Source organism: Armatimonas sp. (genome assembly GCF_031410135.1).
In the GTDB taxonomy this organism is placed as follows: Bacteria; Armatimonadota; Armatimonadia; order Armatimonadales; family Armatimonadaceae; genus Armatimonas.
This window is the reverse complement of sequence record NZ_JANNYP010000505.1, coordinates 1-19,164: the sequence shown is the minus strand read 5'-3', so window position 1 is coordinate 19,164 and position 19,164 is coordinate 1. Positions and strand designations below refer to the sequence as shown.

13 protein-coding genes and 1 pseudogene are annotated in these 19,164 nt (G+C 60.3%); 9 read left to right on the top strand and 5 right to left on the bottom strand.

All coding sequences use genetic code 11. The annotated features are described in order from the left end of the window. From RMO15_RS18795 to RMO15_RS18765, 7 genes are all read left to right on the top strand, one after another. A partial coding sequence (locus tag RMO15_RS18795) for a caspase family protein (protein ID WP_309715252.1) occupies window positions 1–3,304 on the top strand: 3,304 nt, incomplete at its 5' end. Window positions 3,305–3,309: 5 nt separating this feature from the next. After that, a complete protein-coding gene (locus RMO15_RS18790) occupies window positions 3,310–4,224 on the top strand; it encodes a hypothetical protein (RefSeq protein WP_309715249.1) in 915 nt (304 codons plus the stop codon). Between the two features lie 53 nt (window positions 4,225–4,277). Next, window positions 4,278–5,948: a hypothetical protein gene (locus RMO15_RS18785; RefSeq protein WP_309715246.1), complete on the top strand. Its 1,671-nt coding sequence runs from the start codon at window positions 4,278–4,280 to the stop codon at window positions 5,946–5,948. A gap of 2 nt (window positions 5,949–5,950) precedes the next feature. After that, window positions 5,951–8,458 carry a tetratricopeptide repeat protein gene (locus RMO15_RS18780; protein ID WP_309715244.1) on the top strand — a complete coding sequence of 836 codons (2,508 nt, stop codon included), beginning with the start codon at window positions 5,951–5,953 and terminating at the stop codon, window positions 8,456–8,458. Between the two features lie 18 nt (window positions 8,459–8,476). Next, a complete protein-coding gene (locus tag RMO15_RS18775; RefSeq protein ID WP_309715242.1) occupies window positions 8,477–9,304 on the top strand; it encodes a sugar phosphate isomerase/epimerase family protein in 828 nt (275 codons plus the stop codon). Between the two features lie 258 nt (window positions 9,305–9,562). Further along, on the top strand, window positions 9,563–10,849 hold the full coding sequence (locus RMO15_RS18770; protein ID WP_309715239.1) for a hypothetical protein: 1,287 nt from the start codon (window positions 9,563–9,565) through the stop codon (window positions 10,847–10,849). Window positions 10,850–10,936: 87 nt separating this feature from the next. After that, complete coding sequence (locus tag RMO15_RS18765; protein WP_309715236.1) at window positions 10,937–11,611, top strand: hypothetical protein; 675 nt, start codon at window positions 10,937–10,939, stop codon at window positions 11,609–11,611. A gap of 247 nt (window positions 11,612–11,858) precedes the next feature. Here the strand turns inward: RMO15_RS18765 and RMO15_RS18760 are convergent. The 5 genes and pseudogenes from RMO15_RS18760 to RMO15_RS18740 form a co-directional block, all read right to left on the bottom strand. Continuing rightward, a pseudogene (locus RMO15_RS18760) lies at window positions 11,859–12,236 on the bottom strand (aldehyde dehydrogenase family protein); the annotation flags it as partial. Between the two features lie 91 nt (window positions 12,237–12,327). Then, window positions 12,328–14,982, bottom strand: coding sequence for a tetratricopeptide repeat protein (locus RMO15_RS18755; protein ID WP_309715233.1), 2,655 nt, complete (start codon window positions 14,980–14,982; stop codon window positions 12,328–12,330). Then, window positions 14,979–16,055, bottom strand: a complete 1,077-nt coding sequence (locus RMO15_RS18750; RefSeq protein WP_309715230.1) for a Gfo/Idh/MocA family oxidoreductase — start codon at window positions 16,053–16,055, stop codon at window positions 14,979–14,981. Before RMO15_RS18750 ends, RMO15_RS18755 begins: the two co-directional genes overlap by 4 nt. Further along, window positions 16,052–16,282: a hypothetical protein gene (locus tag RMO15_RS18745; protein WP_309715227.1), complete on the bottom strand. Its 231-nt coding sequence runs from the start codon at window positions 16,280–16,282 to the stop codon at window positions 16,052–16,054. The genes RMO15_RS18750 and RMO15_RS18745 overlap by 4 nt, the downstream gene beginning before the upstream one ends. A gap of 16 nt (window positions 16,283–16,298) precedes the next feature. Further along, a complete protein-coding gene (locus tag RMO15_RS18740) occupies window positions 16,299–16,433 on the bottom strand; it encodes a hypothetical protein (RefSeq protein WP_309715224.1) in 135 nt (44 codons plus the stop codon). A 296-nt stretch (window positions 16,434–16,729) separates the two neighbouring features. Between RMO15_RS18740 and RMO15_RS18735 the strand changes: the two genes are divergently transcribed. Then, window positions 16,730–18,763, top strand: coding sequence for a S9 family peptidase (locus RMO15_RS18735; protein WP_309715221.1), 2,034 nt, complete (start codon window positions 16,730–16,732; stop codon window positions 18,761–18,763). 3 nt (window positions 18,764–18,766) lie between these two features. Next, on the top strand, window positions 18,767–19,164 hold a 398-nt coding region (locus tag RMO15_RS18730; RefSeq protein WP_309715219.1), incomplete at its 3' end, for a hypothetical protein.

The window sequence follows — 19,164 nt, the reverse complement described above, 5'->3', positions numbered from 1 at the left end:
CACGGGCCGGACGACGCGCGAGCTGCCGTGCGCGGGCGTGCTCCACTGGATGAAGGATAGCCGACGCCTACTCGTGGGTGGAATGGGGGTAAAAGCGCTCCGTAGTGACGATGGGACGGTGGATGATGAGCCATACGGGAGGCTCCAGCTCTGGGATGTGGTGAGCGGGAAACTCTTGAAGGAGTGGCAGATTCCCTCCGTGATCCTGGATGCCCTGCAATACGTCTCCGAAGTGGATCACCTGGATGTCACCGGCGATGAGACGCGGGCGCTGGTGACCACACGCGGAGTAGGCCAAGCCTTTGTCTGCGATATTACCACGGGGGCAATGCCCATCAAGCTCACCGAGCAGACGGGGGTCACGAGTGGCCATTTTCTCCCCGATGATAAAGAGTTCGCCATCTACTATGTGCGGCGGGGCTACGAAAAAAAGATACGCCAGACGGATCGCTACGACACGGCGACGGGAAAGAAGCTGGGCACGATTCCTGTGAACGCACCGGCGGAGGCCCACTCCTCCAGCGGTTATGTCTTCGTCAGTGCCTTCAATGCGGAGCTACTGGGCATCAAGGACAGCGCACAAAAAGCAGATGAGGACACAGAAGGTGCAGGCGTGGTGGTGGAAGAAGCCACTGGGAAGGTGATTCGCACTATCGCGAGTGGCTTTGTGGGCTTCTCCCCGGACGGCAAGAGCCTCGTGCGCGTCTTGGGAACACGCTTTGCGCTGGTGGATTTTCTCAGTGGAAAAGAGACGCTCTCCAAGCCCGCCCCCGTGCGCGGCATCGTGGTGGAGGGAGTCGGAGACAGTGTGGCAGATGCTGCGCCTCAGGCCACCGGCCCTCTTTTTGCCCCACTCGTCAAGGATGATTTAACCACGGTCGCATTTCGACAGGATGGCAAGCAGCTCGTTTCCGTGGCGCGCGATGGCCGGGCGACTCTCTGGAGTGCCGCTTCGCTGACTCCAGAAAACTCGCTGCGCGGCTGGACGTACAACCCTAATATCTTCTTCGTCGCGCCCGACGGCAAGACGGCGCTTGTCAATACGTCGCAAGGGGCCTACTATCGGGTCGGTGGCTGGCTGGGGAGCCTGCGAGTTATGGACCCTCGCACCGGGCAGACGCTGTTCTGGACGGATTATGTCGCGGCGCTCTTGGACGCGGTTTACACGGCAGATGGTAAGACGATCTATCTGGTAGCGTGGAACCCGCAGTACGACCGCGCGGAGCTGCGACGGCTGGATCTGGAGAAGAACGCGCTCTCTGAGCCGCTGTTCCTAAAGCCCGGCTTTACTCCACGCGCCTCGCTCGCACTCAGCCCCGATGGAGCGTCGCTTTACTGCTTCGGCTACCTGCTCGATGCCAAGTCAGGACGAGAGCGTGCGCGTCTTTCGGGGCTGGATGGTGAGACGAGGGCGGCATTTAACGACCGAAACCAGCTTGTTGCCCTCATTAAAACCGACTCGGGGATGCGAGCGTTTGCAACCTACGATGCGCTGAGTGGCACTCGCCTCTCACAGACCCCAGATTTTGATAATCAGTGGAAGGGAAAGTCTATACGCCAGATGAGCTATCCCCTCCCGGTCTTTATTGAGGGTGGGAAGGCCGCGCTGATCCCGGTGGAGATCCAGAGAGACTCCGATGCCTCAGATTACCAAGCGACGGTGGTGCGCCGCGAGGTGAGCACAGGACAGATGTCGCACGTCTGGGAGCCATTATTTACAGCGGGCCTCAGGGATATTATCGTCTCACCCAGCGACGCACGCGCACTGGTCTTCGATGCCAGTAAAGATGAGTGGAGCCTGTGGAATGCAAGCACTGGACAGCGCCACCAAGTGCTTAGCAAGCTCGATGGGCTGGGGGTTCGCGAGGGGGGAGCGCTTGCCCCCGCGCTTCTGCCCGACGGCAAGCACCTGCTGACGGCACAAAACGATGGCAGTCTTCGAGTACGCGATCTGAGCGGCAAGACCAGCCTTAGTTTCTTGATGCTGGAGGGCGGTGACTGGCTGGCCAACACGCCCGAGGGTGCCTTTGACGGCTCGCAAGGCGCGATTGAGAAAGTCTATTTCTCCAATGGCACCAAGACGTATAGTCTGGATCAGTTCGCCGAGCGTTTTTACCGACCCGGCCTCGTGCAACTGGTTCTCGATGGCAAAGAGGGAGCAAACCCACTCTCACCTGAGGCTGCACTGGCCCAAGGTGCGCCCCCCAAAGTACAGCTCGTTGCCCCACCAACCAGTACGACCAGCACAACCAGTGCTGCCGAAGTGACGATCACCGTGAAGGCCACGGAGCAGAATGGGGGCGGGGTTCGTGCGCTACGTCTCTACCACAACGGGCGGCTTGTCGGGGGCGACAGTAGCCTGGCAGGAGCCGGAGTCGTGCAGAGTGCGCGGACGAGCACTTTTACCATCGCGCTGGAGCCTGGTGAGAACAAGCTTCGCGCCGTGGCCTACTCCCGCACAAATCTGGAGAGTCAACCCGCTGAGCTAAAGCTGGTGAGCACGGCAACTGCCACGGTAAAGCCGACACTTCGGGTGCTGAGCGTGGGAATCAACAAGTACGAAGACGCTTCCATGAACCTGGAGTACGCCCGCCCGGATGCAGAAGCATTTGGGCAGTTCTTTGAGAGCCAAAAAACGCTCTTTGCGGGTGTCAAAGTGACGTCGCTTTTGGATGAAAAAGCCACGGGAAAGAATATCGAAGCGGCGATTAAGGCACTGGCAACCGAGTCGAAGCCCAGCGATATTGTCGTGATCTACCTGGCGGGCCACGGGGAGACCGCCGCTGCAAAGGCCACCGATGACGAGGTGGAGAACGCCGCGCAGAGCTTCTATTTCTTGCCGTCTGAGATGCGTCTTATGCGCGATAAGAACAACGTCCGAAAGTACGGCATCAGTGGTGACCAGCTTGATACTCTTATCTCCAAGATCGGGGCACGACGTATCTTGATTGTCTACGATGCCTGTAAGTCCGGTGCGGCGCTCAGTGGGAGCTCAACCAGCGGCGCACAGGAGCAGCGTCAGCTGGCACTCCTTGCGCGCGCCCAGGGGCTCTACATCCTCACTGCCTCCACCAGTCAGCAGTACGCCAGCGAGGTGAAAGCCCTGGGCCACGGCATCCTGACCTATGCGATGCTGGAAGGGCTTCGTGGGAAAGCTGCCCCGAGTGAGAGCCAGGTCAAGGTGATCTCTCTGCTGGCCTATGCCGAGCAGCGGGTGCCCGCTCTTGCCAAGGAGCTGCGCAATCGTGACCAGCGCCCCGTGCGCTACGGGCGTGGTGTGAACTTCCCTCTCGCAAATAAGTAGGCAAAATGAAAGAATCTCTTACCGCCATTTCGTCGTTGCCTGCGCCCGTGCGCCGGGTAGCTCTTGCGCCAGGACACAAGCTCTGCTGGATGCTCAAGGCCGAGTTTCCCGCGCCACACGGTACGGTTTTTCTGCGCTACTCAGCCCCTGAAGACGGTGACAACGAGCTTCTGGTGTTGACGACAAGCGGGAAGGCTCTCCAGCGCCTGCGCGACACGGGACTGGAGAAAGAGGCACCCAAGACACTGGAGGCGCTCTGGCTGGCTCCGCGTGAGAAAAAAGGGCCGCTTCTCCAGCTCGATCACTTTCGCCTCGCCTTCCCCGAGGGCTTTTCTGGGCTCTGTAGCCTGAGTGACCTCTCTGCCACGGAGACCAAGTTCGCCTGGAACGGCCTACACTTTGTGGAAGAGGCTCTAAAGTCCGCGCCGGATGCCGATGCTTTTGCGCCGCCCCTAGCTCTGCCCAAGCCCAAGTACGGAGGGCAGATACGCTTTGGCGCGGCAATCTTTGGAGGACGACGCTACTTTCTGCGTTTTGCCAAGGCGGGGCCGCTGCAGTTTCTGGAGATCGCCACGACCGGCGGCAAGACCTTGGCGGTGCATCGGCTGGAAAGCAACTTTGCCGGGGCAGGGGATACATCGCTGAGTGCACTCTGGCTCGATGACAAGCGCAAGCGCGGCCCGGTTCTGGTCGCGCGTGACTCCGATACCGTGCGGGTGCATGTCTTCACCGAGGGCCTTGCCAAGCTCCTCTGCGCCCAGGACTTCAGCGACAGCTCCAGCAGCATCTCCGCCACTACCGTTGAGTTTAGCCGCGACAAGTGCGGGTTGCTGATTGTCAGCGAGAGCTACTCCGAGCGCGAGGGCGGCGGCCACACCACCGACTATGTTTGGACCGGTCGCAGCTTCGAGGAAAAATAAAACGGGTTTGGCTCGTCACGGTGTGTTCACGCAAGCCCCGTAGTATAGCGGGCATGCAAACTCTCTCTCGTTTCAGCTCTCTCGTCCTAGCGCTTACTTTCTCTGTAGGAGCGGCCCAGGCACAGTACATCGCGCGTAAGCTCAGCACGCCAACCTTCCCCCAGACCGTCAGCGCGGTGAGTGGCAACCGGGCGGTCGGCACTTTTGGCTACCAGGCAGGGGTTCGGCACCGGGAAGATGCCATGCTCTGGGACATTCGTGTCGGCACGCCCAGCTTTCCCGAGACCCCGGTCAACAGTGCCTATCAGCAGATCAGCGGCGACTGGGTGATCCAGAGCCAGTTTGACTTTAGCGTGATTCAGGTCACGAGCAACCGGACCTTCACGGCGAAAAACCTGGTCACCAACCAGACAATTAGCCTGGGAATCTCCGCCTCCGCGAATAACTCCCAGACCTACACCAGCACTGTCCCCAACCTGCGCGAGGGCTGGGCGTTTACTAACACCGATGTCCGCAGCATCGCCATCGGTGCCTACAACACCTACTCCTCAACGGCGTTCAACTTAGCGACAGGGCAGCAGTATAGCTTCACCTGGGGGCCATTGTTCTCGTCGTTTCCGCGCCAGATTCTGGATATTAGTGGCACGAACGCTCTGGTGAACCTGACAGCAACGGGCTTTGGCTTTCTTGATCTCCCGACCGGCACTATCACCAACCTCAACACCGGGCTCTCTACCGTGCGCGGCATGAGCGGTAACTACATTGTCGGGGCGAGCACGGCGACTGGAGCGGCGGCGGTCTATGAGATCGCCAGTGCCACGACCCGCAACCTAGGCACGATTGGCTCGCTGACGGGAGCGAGTGCGGTGATGGTGGGTGCCAACCAGACGGTGGGAACCGCGCAGCAGGCGGGAAGCAATCGGGCGATCTTCTGGGACAACGCCACGGGAGCGGGGACGAATCTTCATGGCTACCTTCCGACCGGCTACACCAGCTCCAGCGCTGTCGGGATCGACAAGAACTTCGCCGATGGGCCGCTCCTTATCAATGGCTTCAACAACCTCGGCCAGTCAGACAGCTTCGCCCTGCGCCGCTTCGGGGGCGCGCTGGTCGAGATCGACACCCCGGAGCTCGCGACTTTTGCGGGCGACTACACCCAGACGGGCGGCGGTGTTTCCAACGCGGGGACAATCCAGTGGACGAACCCGTCGGGGATCTACAACCTGAATGGCGGCTTCCTCTACAGCTCGGGGAGCATTTTGGGCGGCATAAGCAATGGCGGTGGGATTCTCTCCGGCGGCCTAGGAAGCGGTGGCAGTGGCGGTGGCATTGGTGCGTTCTCGGCAACCGGGGGCTACACACAGACGTCGGGAGGGACACTCCTGCTCAATATCGGCGGGGGAAGCTCGTTTGACACCTTTACCTTCGGGGGGAGCGCAAGCCTCAGTGGCGCACTGGAGATTGCGCTGGTGGGGGGCTTTACGCCCGGAATTGGCCAAGGCTTCATGTTCTTCTCCGCTCCCAATATCAACGGCAACTGGGATAAGATCGTCTCCCCCGGCTACCTCTGGGACATTACCTACTCGCCCAATAGCGCAACCGCGATCTTCCGTGGTCCCTTATCGGCAGGAAGCTCCGCACCCGAGCCTTCGACACACACGCTACTACTTCTGGCGCTCACACCGCTGGCTCTGGTTGCCCGTCGCCGGTACAATCGGGCCTAGAGATGCTCTGGAAAGTTCGATTACTGGGGGGATTGGCGCTGGAGCGGGATGGGTTCCCGCCGGTGACGCACTTTCGGAGCCGTAAGACCGCGGGTTTGCTGGCGTATTTTGCGCTCTTTCCGGGCCAGCACTCCCGCGAGCGGCTGATTGATCTGTTCTGGCCCGACGACCCCTTGCCGCAGGGCCAGCAGAGCCTCCGCGCCGCGCTGACCTCGCTGCGCCGCCAGTTGGAGCCGCCGGAGATGCGTTCGGGCAGTGTCGTGCTGGCGACGAGAACCCATGCGGGCCTGCACCCCTCGGCGCTTGTGACCGATGTGGCGGAGCTGGAAGCGGCGCTCAAGGCGGGCGATACAGAACGGGCAGGGCGCCTTGCCCTGGGGCCACTCCTGCCGGATTTCTACGATGACTGGGCGATCACAGCGGCTGAGGCACTGATGGCACGGCTGGAGCGGCTTGGGCTCGGGGAGCTCGGCGCGACTCCGACGCCCATTGCGCCACTCTCCCTTACCCACAAGCGCCTTGGCGTGCCGCCGTCGCTGGATCGCTTCTTTGGCCGTGAGGCGGAGCAAGTGCAGCTTCGGGAGCTCCTGCTTGCAGGCGTTCCTGTGACCCTAACCGGCGCGGGAGGGAGCGGCAAGACACGCCTTGCCGCCGAGCTTGCTTTGGGCTGGGAGGGCACGAGTGTCTTTGTGGCGCTGGCCGATGTGCAGGAAGCCGGCGAGGTGCCCGAGCGGCTGGCACGGCTACTCGGCATCAAGCTCGCGGGCGTGGTTGAGGCACTAGCGGCGGAAAACGCGCCTCTGCTGGTGCTGGACAACACGGAGCACTTGACGGGCGCGACTCTCAAGGCCTTTGTGCTCTCGCTTCGAGCGGCGCTTCCCACACTACGTCTGCTGATCACCTCCCGCCAGCGCCTTGGGTTCTCGGGGGAGCGCTTGTTTCCGCTGGCCGCGCTCCCGCTTCCAGACTCCGATGCCCAGCTGGCGAGCCTTGCGAGTGTGCCAAGTATCGCGCTCTTTGTGGATCGGGCGCAGGCGTGTCGGGGGGACTTTCAGCTGACACTCCGCAACGCAAGTGCGCTGATGGAGCTTGTACAGATCCTGGAGGGCGTTCCCTTGGCCATCGAGCTGGCCGCCTCGTGGACGGGCGTCTTGACTCCCACACAGCTCTCCGAGCGGGTGAAGGCATCGCGGCTAGCGCTTCCCGCACGGCGTGGCAGAGCAGGGCGGCACGACTCGCTCTGGGCCGTGGCGCACAGCAGCTACACGCTCCTCTCGCCCGAGCTTCAGCGCCTCTTTCGGCTTCTCTCCGTCTTTCGTGGCGGCGCGACTCTTGCCGCGATTGCCGCTGTCGCCGAAGAACGCACGGTGGAGGAGGCGGTTCTGCGGCTCACGGAGCGCTCACTCGTTCGCCAGACCATAGGCGAGCCGCCGCGCTTTGCGCTACCCGAAGCGCTCTGGGAGTTCGCCGCCGAGCGCTTGAGCGAAGAATCTGAAGACGACGCGGCGCACGTGCGTCATGCGAACTTTTTTGTGACCCATGCGGAGGCACTGGAGACCGAGCTCGCCACCGAGCGCCAAAGTCAGGCACTCGCCCAGAGCGACACGGAGTTCGATAACTTCGCCGCCGCGCTCGCCCACGCCGATACTGAGCAGGCGCTACGGCTCAGCAGTGCGCTCTGGCGGTTCTGGGAGTCGCGGGGACGCTTGCGGGAGGCAGAACTCGCGCTCACCGAGGCGTTGGCCCACCCGGAAGCAAGCTCACCGGCCCTCCGGGACAGCCGGGCGCGGGCACTGGGGGGCCTCGGTGTCGTGCGGCTCCGTCAGCGCGACTACGCCGGGGCACGTGCGGCACAAGAGGCCGCGCTGGTGATCCGCCGAGAGCAGGCCGAGCCCGTGGGAATCGCGGTTGCGCTCTACAATGTCGGGATGATCGCCTCGGCATCGGGGGATTTTGACCGTGCGTGCGCCCTCTACGATGAGGCAATTGCACTTTTGCGGCCCACGGGCGACACGCACCGGCTCTCGACCATGCTCATGGCGCGGGGCAATCTTGAGGTGCGCCGCAAGCAGCCGCTCTTGGGCCTGCCGTATCTGGACGAGGCGCGGCGCGTCCAGACCGATGCTGGCAATCTGATGGGCTTGGTCTACACCCTCATGGCCCTTGCGGCGCTGCGCTACGAATTGGGGGAGCTGGACACGGAACTTGAGCTCTACGACGAAGTGCTTCCGATCTGTGTCGCGATCAACGATGTGGTCAATGGAGCGACGGCCATTCTCAACATGACCGAGACGCTGATGGAGCAAGAGGTAGACCCGGAGCGGATTGTCTTTCTTGCGGCGCTGGGGGAGAGCACGCGCCGTAAGCACGGCATCCCGCTACTCCCCGCCGATGACGAGCGCCGCACAAAGCTCGCGCCCCTTCTGGAGCAACCTCGCTATGCCCTGTTCTGGGCACGCGGCGAGGCTACCGACTGGACCCAGTGGGACTCCCCAGAATCCCCCAGTTAACACAGGTACACTAATGCCATGAAAATCGCACTGCAGCTCGGCCTGATTCCGGGTACGACGACGGCGGAGAAGGCGAAGTGGGCGCACGACAACGGAGTTGAGGGTATTGAGCTGGGGGTCTGGGGCGGGGGCTTGGAAAAATGCCTGCGCGACGCCAACGCGATCAACGGGCTTGTGCCTATCTCCAGTGTCTGTGGCAACGCCGACCCCGACGGCAACCCGTGTTTCGACTTCCTCGACCCCGACAAAGAGAAGCGGCGCAAGGCAATCGAGGGCAGCAAGGCGCTGCTGAAGTTCTGCGGTGAGGTTGGCGCGGCAGGCCAGATCGTCCCCCCGATCTTTGGTGGCCCGAAAGTGCCGGACCTCTCGCCCTACAAAACGGCCATCGAGCTAGAAGATGGCCTCATGATCGCGGCACTTGCGGAGCTCGCGCCACACGCGGCGGCGCACAACACACTCTTCTTGCTGGAGCCGCTGAATCGCTACGAGCAGCACTACCTCCGAAGGCTCGCCGATGCCCAGCGCGTGATTGAGCTGGCGGGAAGCCCAACGGGAGTTGGGATTCTGGCGGATCTCTTTCACATGCACATCGAGGAAACGAACTCGCCTCAAGCGCTTCGTGACGCGGGGAAATTTGTCTATCACCTACACCTCGCCGATAACACGCGCCATGAGCCAGGGACGGGGGATATTGACTTCGTCGCCGCGTTCAGAGTGCTGAAAGAGCTAAACTTCACCGGCTGGCTCGCCTACGAGTGCAGCATCAGCGGGGCGACTCCTGAGGAGAAGTCCGCCAATCTTGTCAAGAGCTTGGCGTTTGTCCGTGACTGCCTCTGCAAAAAATAACTTCCTGTCGCCAATCTCGTGATGGTGGTTGTCTGGTTAGCGTGGACGGTGAACGTCCCGCTTTGGGGCACTTCGTGCCGCCTCCTCGTCCCTCGTCGGTAAAATTCCGAGCGGAGCGAGGCGGCGGAGGTACGACGCCCCACAGCCCGATGATTTTCATCGAGGCGGCATTTGTCACAGGATTTGGGGCAGAAGGAAAAATAATTGTCACATTCTTTTTGATTTGATTGTTTATTACTACAGAGGAGAATTTTTCCGATGAAAGCGTTTTTAGCAACAGCTCTATTACTGGCGGCCCCGGCGGCATTTGCACAGACGTTCTCGGCTACGCCGCCGTTGGCGCAGTCGCGTGCGGATATTTTTGATTGGCGTGAGACGCCGCGCAACCAGCCCATTTCCATTGTCCGCGCGATCTTTGATTCGAATGGCTACTTACTCACGGATGAAAATGGCCAGATGATCTCGGTGCCGTTCTCAGGGAACCTCTATGCCATGCAGTTTGGCAAGACCAATGGCACGATGTATTTTGTCAACGATAGCAATAGTGTCCCCACGCTCTACTTGCCCGATAACGGCTTCTTAGAGAACGCGGCTGTTGCCAACGGACGCTGGTTCCCGTTTCCCCAGCGCTACTTCTACACACGGCCTGTCTATATGGGCCTTGCTCCCAGCTGGGATGCTTTTTGTGGCATGGGGTGGTCTCCGGGCATGTCGGTCTTTGGTGGCTACTGGGGCAACCAGCCCTGGCGCAGTGGGATCGTCTATTCCCCGATGTCGTGTCTGACGATCTCCATGGGCAACCGCTTCTGGAATAACTGGGACGACTACTGTGGCTTCTGGCCAGGGGCTGGGATTCGTCCCATCGTGATCCGCGATACAAGGCCAATCTTTGTAGATCAGCGCAACCGCTGGGACGGCTCCCGCGACAGTATCCGCGACAAAGACTGGGATCGTGGCCGCCCGGCATTCCGTGAATCTTCTCGTCCCGGCTTTCAGGCACCCGCACGGTTTAGTGAGGAGCGCGCCCAGGGCCAGGGAAGCTCAGATCGCCTTAACTTTGGCACGGCACCTAATATGAACCGTGGGGGAAACAACTCCGTCTTTGGCGGTGGAACGAATCCTGGAGGCAGTCGTGAGAACGAGTCTAGGCGTCCCACTGCGCCGCCCTTCGTCCCTAACATGACCCCAAACCGTCCTAGTACCGGGGGATTCACTCCACCGAGCAGTGGCGGTTCTCGTGAGCGCGAGTTTGGCCGTCCTGGCACCACGACCACACCAGGGTACTCGGTGCCTAACATGACTCCCGTACGTCCGGGCGGGACTTCATCTAACGGAAATGGGAGCCCCTTCCCCTCACGAGAATCGCGTGAGATGCGTGGTGGCTTCACCCCGCCTAGCGGTGGCACCAGCCCCAACTTTGGCAAAACGAACGACTCTCGTCCAACGGGCCGTACCTACGAGCCGTCGCGTGAGTCCCGCGGCTCCACGGGTTCGTCACGTGAGAGTGGCTCCTCTAGCCGCTCCCGAGAGCGCGGCAAGGGCTAGCTCTTTTCGCGGATTACAAGAGAGGGCAGGGCAAATCGCTCTGCCCTTATTGCTTTTTGTCGTGATGGTGCCGGGTATACTACTGCCGTGAGTGACGAATCCACCCCCCCTGACGAACTTTCTGACTCTGAGTCTTTTACGCCCCAGATTCCCCTTCTGGCAGAGCTTCCCGAGCCTCTCTACACGATCTGCTACGAGTACGGGACGCCATTTTCGCATGGTCCGATTGGCCAGGAGATCGCATGGGCCTTCCCGAACCCCGAGCTCGCGGAGAGTGCTATCGAGGCAGCCGTTGAGCAAGAGCCCGACTCCGGCGCACTCCATGTTGCTCTGATCACCCGTGAGGAGCTCGCCGACAGGTTCCCTGCCGTGCTCTTCTTCGACGACGATGAAAACATTTGGCTCCATCTGCTTTTGGAGCAAGGGCCGCTCGAAGATCCCGGTGACACGCCACTCCCCGATGAGCCTTATGCTCTTTTTGTCGCTGGGGGCGGCATTGACCGCTATCTGGAAGAACCACGCGAGGGCGACTGGGTAGTGCACCACGATGACGATGACGATATTGACTATGTTCTCTTTTTCGAGGATCTAGACACTGCGGAGCAGGTCCTCGCCGAGTTTATCGAAGCCAGTGGTGACCATGCCGAAGTCCGCCGCACCCGCGCCGATACCCTCACGGAGGATCAAGGAGTTCGCTACTACCACGCCAGCGGCCATATCGAAGACCTCCCCCGGAAAGAGTACCTCCGTCGCTGCCGCTGACTCATCTCTGCGCCGCTCCGTGTCAGGGGACGTATCAAGATTGTCGTAGAAGTTCCAGTCGGTGGATCACGGTTGGGATATAGCGCTTCGAGATGAAATCCTGAAGACCAGTATCCATTGCGGTTCTTTTAAAATCTGGTGCTCCTACATTCCAGCTGCGCGCCAAACTCTGCGTAGAACGCACGAGAGGCTTGACTACGCAGGAGCACGGACTCGCTAGAACAGTTCACCTTAACCACTCCTGCCTTCACCGCAAGACGTAGTGCCTCTTCGCTGAGCCCACTGGAGCCCCGGGAAAGTTAAAGGGCGTGATCCCCACGACCACGCCGAGCGGGAAGCGCCGCGTGTGGCAGTCCACGCCACGACTGACTTCGAGCAGCTCGCTGGTGAGGAGTTGGGGTAGGGAGCAGGCGAACTCCACACACTCCAGCCCTTTTTCTACACCGGCTTGGGCCTCGCCGAGAGTTTTACCACTTTCCCGGGAGATGGAGGCAGCCAGCTTCGCCATCCGGGACTCGGCGAGCGACTTGAAGCGAAAGAGCGGCTGCACACGGTCTTTCATCGAGAGCGTGCTCCAGGAAGAGAGGGCGCTTTGCGCCGACAGAATCGCGGCTTCTCGGGTGGCCGGATCGGCGAGGCAGACCTCTCAGAAGGCCGTGCCTGTCCAGGGCGAGGTGACTGGGAGCGTACCAGAGCCTCCCGTGGTTGGTTTTCCGTCAATCCAGTTTGTGGTCAGCTCCCCGAAGTGCCAGCTCGATTGCTTGTTCCATAGTAAAGGCCCGTCCTTCTGTCCAGGCTCTGGCAAATGCTTCCTCGCCAAGAGTGTCCCGAGCGGCAGCCACTCGGCGGGTATGCTCGTCCCGATCCGCAGGAAGCATCAGTGAGTGAATCTCCTCACCCAAGACTTCGGCAGCGCCCCAGAGAAGAGCCGCTTGCTCGTCGCGCTTCTCTATTCGAGACACATTCCCAAAATTGGCGAGGGCGAGGACGATACCAGGCCGATCTCCAATTTCCTGAAAAAGCTCCAGGCTCTTTTCAAAATAAGGTCGGGCAGCAGCACTATCGCCAAGGTCGCAGGCGACCATTCCGAGAGTATTGAGCGCATTACCAATCCCATATCTATCCCCGAGGTCGCGGTAGAGTGCGAGGCTCTCCTCAAGATAGCGGTTCGCCGAGTCATAATCTCCCAGGCCACGGGTCACCCATCCCAGGTTGTCGAGCGAGCCGGCGACATTCCACCGCTCTCCGATCTCCCGATTGATCACCACACTTTCTTTGAGATACTTTCCTGCCAGAGCAAAGTCGCCCTCGACAATTGCTAGACCTCCAAGATTATTGAGGGCACTGGCGATTCCTCGGGGAAACTCTTGTGCGCGTGCGATTGCCAGACACTGGTCGTAGTAGCGGCGCGCCAGAGTGTAGTCACCCTGATTCACCGCAAGACTACCGGCTCCATTGAGCACTTTTGCTTTGTTGCCGCTGTGCTCATCGCTGTCGGCGCGGTTGGCCTTTTCCAGCGCTCGCTCGCACCAGACACGCCCTTCAGTAAGATAGCCGCGTAGCAGCCAGAAGCGCCAGATCATCCCACAGAGACGAAGCGCGGGCTCGACGCTCTTATCGTCGCTGAGGCTCCACTCCATGGCCGCCCGGAAGTTCTCCTGCTCCTGCTCCAGACGCGCCAGCCATGTCTTTTGCTCCGGGCTCATGAGCAGAGGCCCTGCCTCCTCGGAGAGTCGCACGAAGTAGTCCTGATGCCGCGTGTGAACCGCGTCTGCCTCGCCGCTGGTCTCCAGCCTCTCACGCGCGTACTGCCGCACGGTCTCCAGAAGCCGGTAGCGGGTCGCCTCCTCTTTTGACTCCGCCATCACCAGGCTCTTGTCCACCAGGCTCGTCAGCAAGTCTAGAACTTCCCAGTCCTCAAGGGGATCTCCTGAGCCAACAGACTCCGCCGATTCGAGTGCCCACCCGCCCGAGAATACCGACAGCCGTGCCAATAAGACTTTTTCAGTGTCGGTGAGCAGGTCGTAGCTCCAGTCAATCAGCGAGCGTAGTGTCTGTTGCCGGGGAAGGGCTGTGCGTGAGCCGCCCGTAAGCAGACGAAAGCGCTGATCAAGCTTGCCATTGATGTCTTCTATCGAGAGACTTCGAACCCGCGCCGCCGCCAGCTCAATGGCAAGGGGAATCCCATCCAGACGATGGCATACCGATGCTAGAGTCGGTGCATTCGCGCTTGTCACAGCAAATGCGGGTTGCACCTGAGTTGCCCTCTCCAGAAAGAGCCGCACCGTTTCGAAAGAGAGAAGGCGCTCGGGAGTGGTGTCACGGGTCGGATCGGGGATCGTGAGTGAGGGGACGGGGTAGACCACCTCACCCGGAATACGCAAAGGCTCACGGCTACTGGCCAGAACTCGAACGCCGGGACAGGACACGATCAACTGCTGGCACAGCCAGGCGCAGGCATCCACGACATGCTCGCAGTTATCCAGTAGCAAAAGAATCTGTTTCTCGCGAAGGTAGCTCAGAACGGTCGTCAGGAGCGGTGTCTGTGCTTCCTCCCGGAGTGCGAGAGTATCTGCTACTGTCTGGACAACCTGGCTATTGTCGGTGAGTGGTGCCAGCTCGATGAAGAAGACGCCCTCCCGAAAATCATCTATATGATCCGCCGCAACCTGGAGTGCGAGCCGCGTTTTACCGCCTCCCCCGATTCCCGTTAGAGTCAGCAGGCGCGTGTTCTTCAGGCGCTCCTTAAGCTCGCTCGTCTCGCGGGTACGGCCCACAAAAGTGGTCGTGGGTGCAGGCAGATTGTGTGCTCTGGCATCAAGGGTACGCAGAGGGGGGAACTCGGTTTCGAGTCCGAAAACTTCGAGCTGAAAGATATGCTCGGGCTGAACCAGGTCTTTGAGCCGTCGTGCGCCCCGATCACGCAGGATCATGCCGGAAGGTAGGCTGCTTGAGATCGCCTCCTGCATCGCCTGTGAGAGCAGTATCTGGCCTCCATGCCCCGCGCTCAATAGCCGTGCGACCCGGTTGAGTGGTTGGCCAAAGTAGTCTCCGTCACGCTCCTCAACAACTCCGGTATGCAGTGCCATGCGCACCTTGAGAGGTTGGTTCGCAACACGCATCTCTACCAGCCCTTGCTGCACTATAATCGCTGTTTCCACTGCCTTTTGTGGGTCCGCGAACGCAGCGCAGAAAGCATCCCCGATGGTTTTGAAGACTTTTCCATGGTTGCTTTCCACACCCTCTCGGATAAGGGCATCGTGCCGGGCTAGAGCCAGACGCATCGCCTCGGGATGCTCTTCCCAAAGTTTGGTGGAGCCTTCGATGTCTGTAAAAAGAAGCGTGATCGTGTGCGAGGAGAGATTCGTCATAAGTCTGTCGCTACGGATGAGTAGATAACGACCCGTGGGCCGGAGCCGAGGGGGATCGGATCGTGGCCGATACCCGTTTGAGCGGAGTCGTAGGCAGCGAGGGCAAGGGCGAGGGTCTTGAGGTTGTCCACGCCCGACGGCTGTGGCTCGGCATGGCCCTTGAGTATGTCCAGAACATGGCTCTGAAAGCGCGCCACGCTGTCCTGCACCCCGTGCCAGGGCTTCTCGCCCCAGCTCGGGACACTTGGCTCGACATCGAACTCCTCCAAGCCATCGGGTGTGTGGAGCCGCAGGCGGTAGCCCTCCAGAAGCTCTAGCGTTCCGGCATCGCCCTCAATCCGCGCCAGAGTCTGGGGAAATATCTCGGGGCTGTGCCAGGTGTAATACGACGCATCCACGACCGAGACCGCGCCGCTGGTGTGCCGCAAGAGGCTGGTAAACGAGTCCTCGCCGCGCACAATAGGATTCAGGCTCTGGGTCTGGCAGGTCAGGTGTGCCACCTCGCCCATGAAGTGCCGGACGAGATCGAAGAGATGCAGCCCCACATCGAAGATCAAGAAGCGCTCGGTCTGAGCGAGATACGGCTGCTTGCTGTAGATATCGTAGTGAGTGCGGAACTGGAAGCGGGCGAAGTGGGGCGTGCCGATCTGGCCGTCGTCTAGCCGATGCTTGAGCTCGATCAGGCTCCTCTGCCAGCGGAAGTTCTCGTGGATAACCAGCTTTGCGCCTGCGGCCTCTGCCGCCGCTACCATTGCCTCGCCGTCCGCCTGCGTCTCCGCAAAGGGTTTTTGGCAGATGACGACTTTTGCGCCTGCACGACACGCCAGCTCGACCAGAGGCCGGTGCGACGGCACCGTGGTGACGATATCCACAAAGTCAGGTTTTTCTTCGGCCAGCATCACTGCGGCATCAGTGTAGACCCGAGGAATACCATACTGCGCCGCCGCTTGCTCGGCTTTCTCTTGGTCTATATCGCAGACCGCCACGAGCTCAGCTCCCGGCAGCGACTTCCAGCCATTAAGGTGATTGTTGGCAAAAAAGCCACACCCGATCAAAACGCCACGTTGTTTCATGAACTTAATCTCCGAATCTCTGTGAGGAGTGCCCCGCGAGCGTCGAACGGCCCGCCGAGTGAGGAGAGCGCGAGGGCTTCGACTCCCGCTTTGGTGGCGATCTCAAAGACCACCTTTGCGTACTCGGCGGCAAACTCCGTGGCCTGATGGGGATCGTCCTGGGCCATGGGCTTTCGTGCACCTTCGGGGTTGGGCGCGAAAGTGGCTCCATAGGGGTTGGTACGCATCCCGATACTCACCCTCTTATGGGTAGGTACCCCAGTTCTCATCGCGGATCGGGCAGTCAATCGCGCGGACGACCTCGACTCCCAGCCAGCAGATCGTTCGCAAGGCTCCGTCGAGTACGTCGAGTTGGCAGCCGCCCCGCTTGATCGTCATAGGAAATTCCACAGGAAACGGGCCGTTTGGGAGAGTGCGACTTTTCGAGACTCCAGCGAGCCTTCGTAGGCACGGTCTTCCACTTCGACCACAATGCCTGGAAGTAGGTTGGGTCTTTGATAAGAGCTTCAGTCATGCAATGGCTTAGCCACTAGTATACACCTGATTGAGTTGTCATGGCCATTCAAGTCCTGTGGGTTTCCTAGAGTCAATGATGCTGTTGACCGACTTCCTAACACTCGCCAAATGCGTACTTAGCTGCCCGAAAAGATGGGGGAGCGGGTACAATACTGACCATGCAGAACCTGACGCCCCCTGTGGCGACGATTGTCCCGACCACTCACACAATTCATGATGATACCCGCACGGATAACTACCGCTGGCTACAAGACAAGACCAGCGCCGAGGTTATTGCCTACTTAGATGCCGAGAATGCCTACACCAAGTCCGTGGTGGAGCCGACCGAGGCGCTCCAGACGACACTCTACGACGAGATGTTAGGGCGCATTCAGGAAACCGATCTCTCCGTTCCGTACCCCTATGGCGGCTGGCTGTACTATGTCCGCACCGAAGAGGGCAAGCAGTACCCGATTTACTGCCGCAAGAAAAGTGCCGATGCCGATGAAGTGATTACTCTGGATGTAAACCTACTAGCGGAAGGCGAGAAGTTTATGTCCGTGGGGGCCTATGCGATCTCCGACGACGGCAACTTGCTGGCCTACACCACCGATAACACGGGCTTTCGTGAGTACACCCTGCGCATCAAGAATTTACAGACCGGCGAGCTGCTGCCTGATGTGATCGAGAAAGTGGACGGGGTGAGCTGGGCGGCGGACAATAAAACGCTGTTCTACACCACGGAAGACGAGACCAAGCGGCCCCACGAGATTTATCGCTATGAGCTTGGTGGCAGTGCGACACGCATCTATGAAGAGCCCAATGCGCTCTACCGGGCCTTTGCCTACCGGTCGCGGGATAAGAAATTTTTGTTTGTGGGCTCCGCCTCCTCCACGACGACCGAGATGCACTACCTCGAAGGGGACAACCCGGCGGGAGAGCTGACGTTGGTTCTGCCGCGCGAGGAGAACCACGAGTACTACATCGAGCACCGGGACGGGCTCTTCTATCTCCGTACCAACAAAGATGCCCCGACGTTTAAGCTCATCGCCACGCCCGTAAGTGCTCCCGAGCCGCTGCACTGGAGTGAGGTGATTCCCTATCGGCCTGAGGTGGGGCTAGAAGACTTCGATCTCTTCTCCGGGCACTTCGTTGCCAGCGAGCAGGCAGAGGGCTTGCCGCAGCTTCGTGTTCTGGACTTTGCCAACGGCGAGGAGCACACGATTACCTTCCCAGAGCCGACCTACACGGTCTCCGGTGACACTAACCGGGAGTTTGACACCACCACGTTCCGGCTTCGCTACTCCTCGCTCGTGACGCCGCCCTCGGTGTTTGACTATGATCTGAGTACCCGTGAGCGAACGCTGCTCAAAGAGACGCCGGTGCTGGGGGGCTGGGATCGCGCTCTCTATGTCACCGAGCGCGTTTTTGCCACGGCGGCGGACGGCACCAAGATCCCGATCTCGCTGGTGCGCCACAAAGACACGCCGACCGATGGCACGGCTCCGGGCTTGCTCTACGGCTACGGCTCGTACGGGATCATCATGCCCGCCGTCTTTCGCTCAGGGATTTTCTCGCTCCTAGACCGCGGCGTGACCTATGCCATCGCCCATATCCGAGGCGGCGGCGAGTACGGAAAGCCCTGGCACGATGCGGCCAAGCTGATGGTGAAAATCAAGACCTTCACGGACTTCATTGACTGCGCGGATTTTCTGGTGGCACAGGGCCACGCGGATCGTGAGAAGCTGGCGATCATGGGCGGGAGCGCGGGGGGCTTGCTGATGGGAGCCGTGGTAAATATGCGCCCCGATGTCGCCAAGCTCTGCATGACCTACGTGCCGTTTGTGGACGTGATCAACACGATGCTCGACGACACTCTGCCGCTCACCGTCGGAGAGTATCTGGAGTGGGGCAACCCCAACGAGCCAGAAGCCTACGCCTACATGAAGTCCTACAGCCCGTATGATCAGCTAGAGGCCAAGGACTATCCCACGATGCTGGTCAAGACAAGCCTCAACGACTCCCAGGTGATGTACTGGGAGCCCGCCAAGTACGTCGCCAAGCTACGCACGCTCAAGACCGACTCCAACCCACTACTGCTGCACTGTAATATGGATGCAGGCCACGGCGGCGCATCGGGCCGCTATGATGCCCTCAAAGAAGCCGCCTTTGATTACGCGTTTCTGCTCACACAGCTTGGGCTAGTCAAGTAGGCCATGAGAGCACTCCTTCAGCGCTCGCTGGGAACCTTTAAAGGAGCAGGCGCGGCAGGTGCATTTGCTCTGACCTGGGCGCTGGCTTTTGTGCTTTTACGGCCTCTCTTCATGGTGGGCACAGGGTGGTTCCCTCCTGTTGGTGTCCTCAATCTTGGGTTTGTGCTGGGAGCGCTCCTGTCGGTCTATCGCGCTGTGATGCCCAAAGGCATTCTCGTTCGCCTCCTCACGCCACTGCCACTGCTGTTTGTTCTGGCACGTCTCATCTACGGAAATTCCTCAGAGGGAACGCCGCTGGGCTGGACCTTTGTGGCGGCGGCACTGCTGGCAGGGGGAGTGGCGGAGGTTGTGTACCAGAGAATCCCAGACAAAACACCTCAAAAGAGCGAAGTGACGGGCTA

Coding starts and splice junctions, on each gene's coding strand:
- RMO15_RS18790 (WP_309715249.1), top strand. CDS start 3,310: ATGAAAGAATCTCTTACCGCCATTTCGTCGTTGCCTGCGCCCGTGCGC.
- RMO15_RS18735 (WP_309715221.1), top strand. CDS start 16,730: ATGCAGAACCTGACGCCCCCTGTGGCGACGATTGTCCCGACCACTCAC.
- RMO15_RS18755 (WP_309715233.1), bottom strand. CDS start 14,982: ATGACGAATCTCTCCTCGCACACGATCACGCTTCTTTTTACAGACATC.
- RMO15_RS18785 (WP_309715246.1), top strand. CDS start 4,278: ATGCAAACTCTCTCTCGTTTCAGCTCTCTCGTCCTAGCGCTTACTTTC.
- RMO15_RS18740 (WP_309715224.1), bottom strand. CDS start 16,433: ATGACGATCAAGCGGGGCGGCTGCCAACTCGACGTACTCGACGGAGCC.
- RMO15_RS18775 (WP_309715242.1), top strand. CDS start 8,477: ATGAAAATCGCACTGCAGCTCGGCCTGATTCCGGGTACGACGACGGCG.
- RMO15_RS18745 (WP_309715227.1), bottom strand. CDS start 16,282: ATGCGTACCAACCCCTATGGAGCCACTTTCGCGCCCAACCCCGAAGGT.
- RMO15_RS18770 (WP_309715239.1), top strand. CDS start 9,563: ATGAAAGCGTTTTTAGCAACAGCTCTATTACTGGCGGCCCCGGCGGCA.
- RMO15_RS18780 (WP_309715244.1), top strand. CDS start 5,951: ATGCTCTGGAAAGTTCGATTACTGGGGGGATTGGCGCTGGAGCGGGAT.
- RMO15_RS18750 (WP_309715230.1), bottom strand. CDS start 16,055: ATGAAACAACGTGGCGTTTTGATCGGGTGTGGCTTTTTTGCCAACAAT.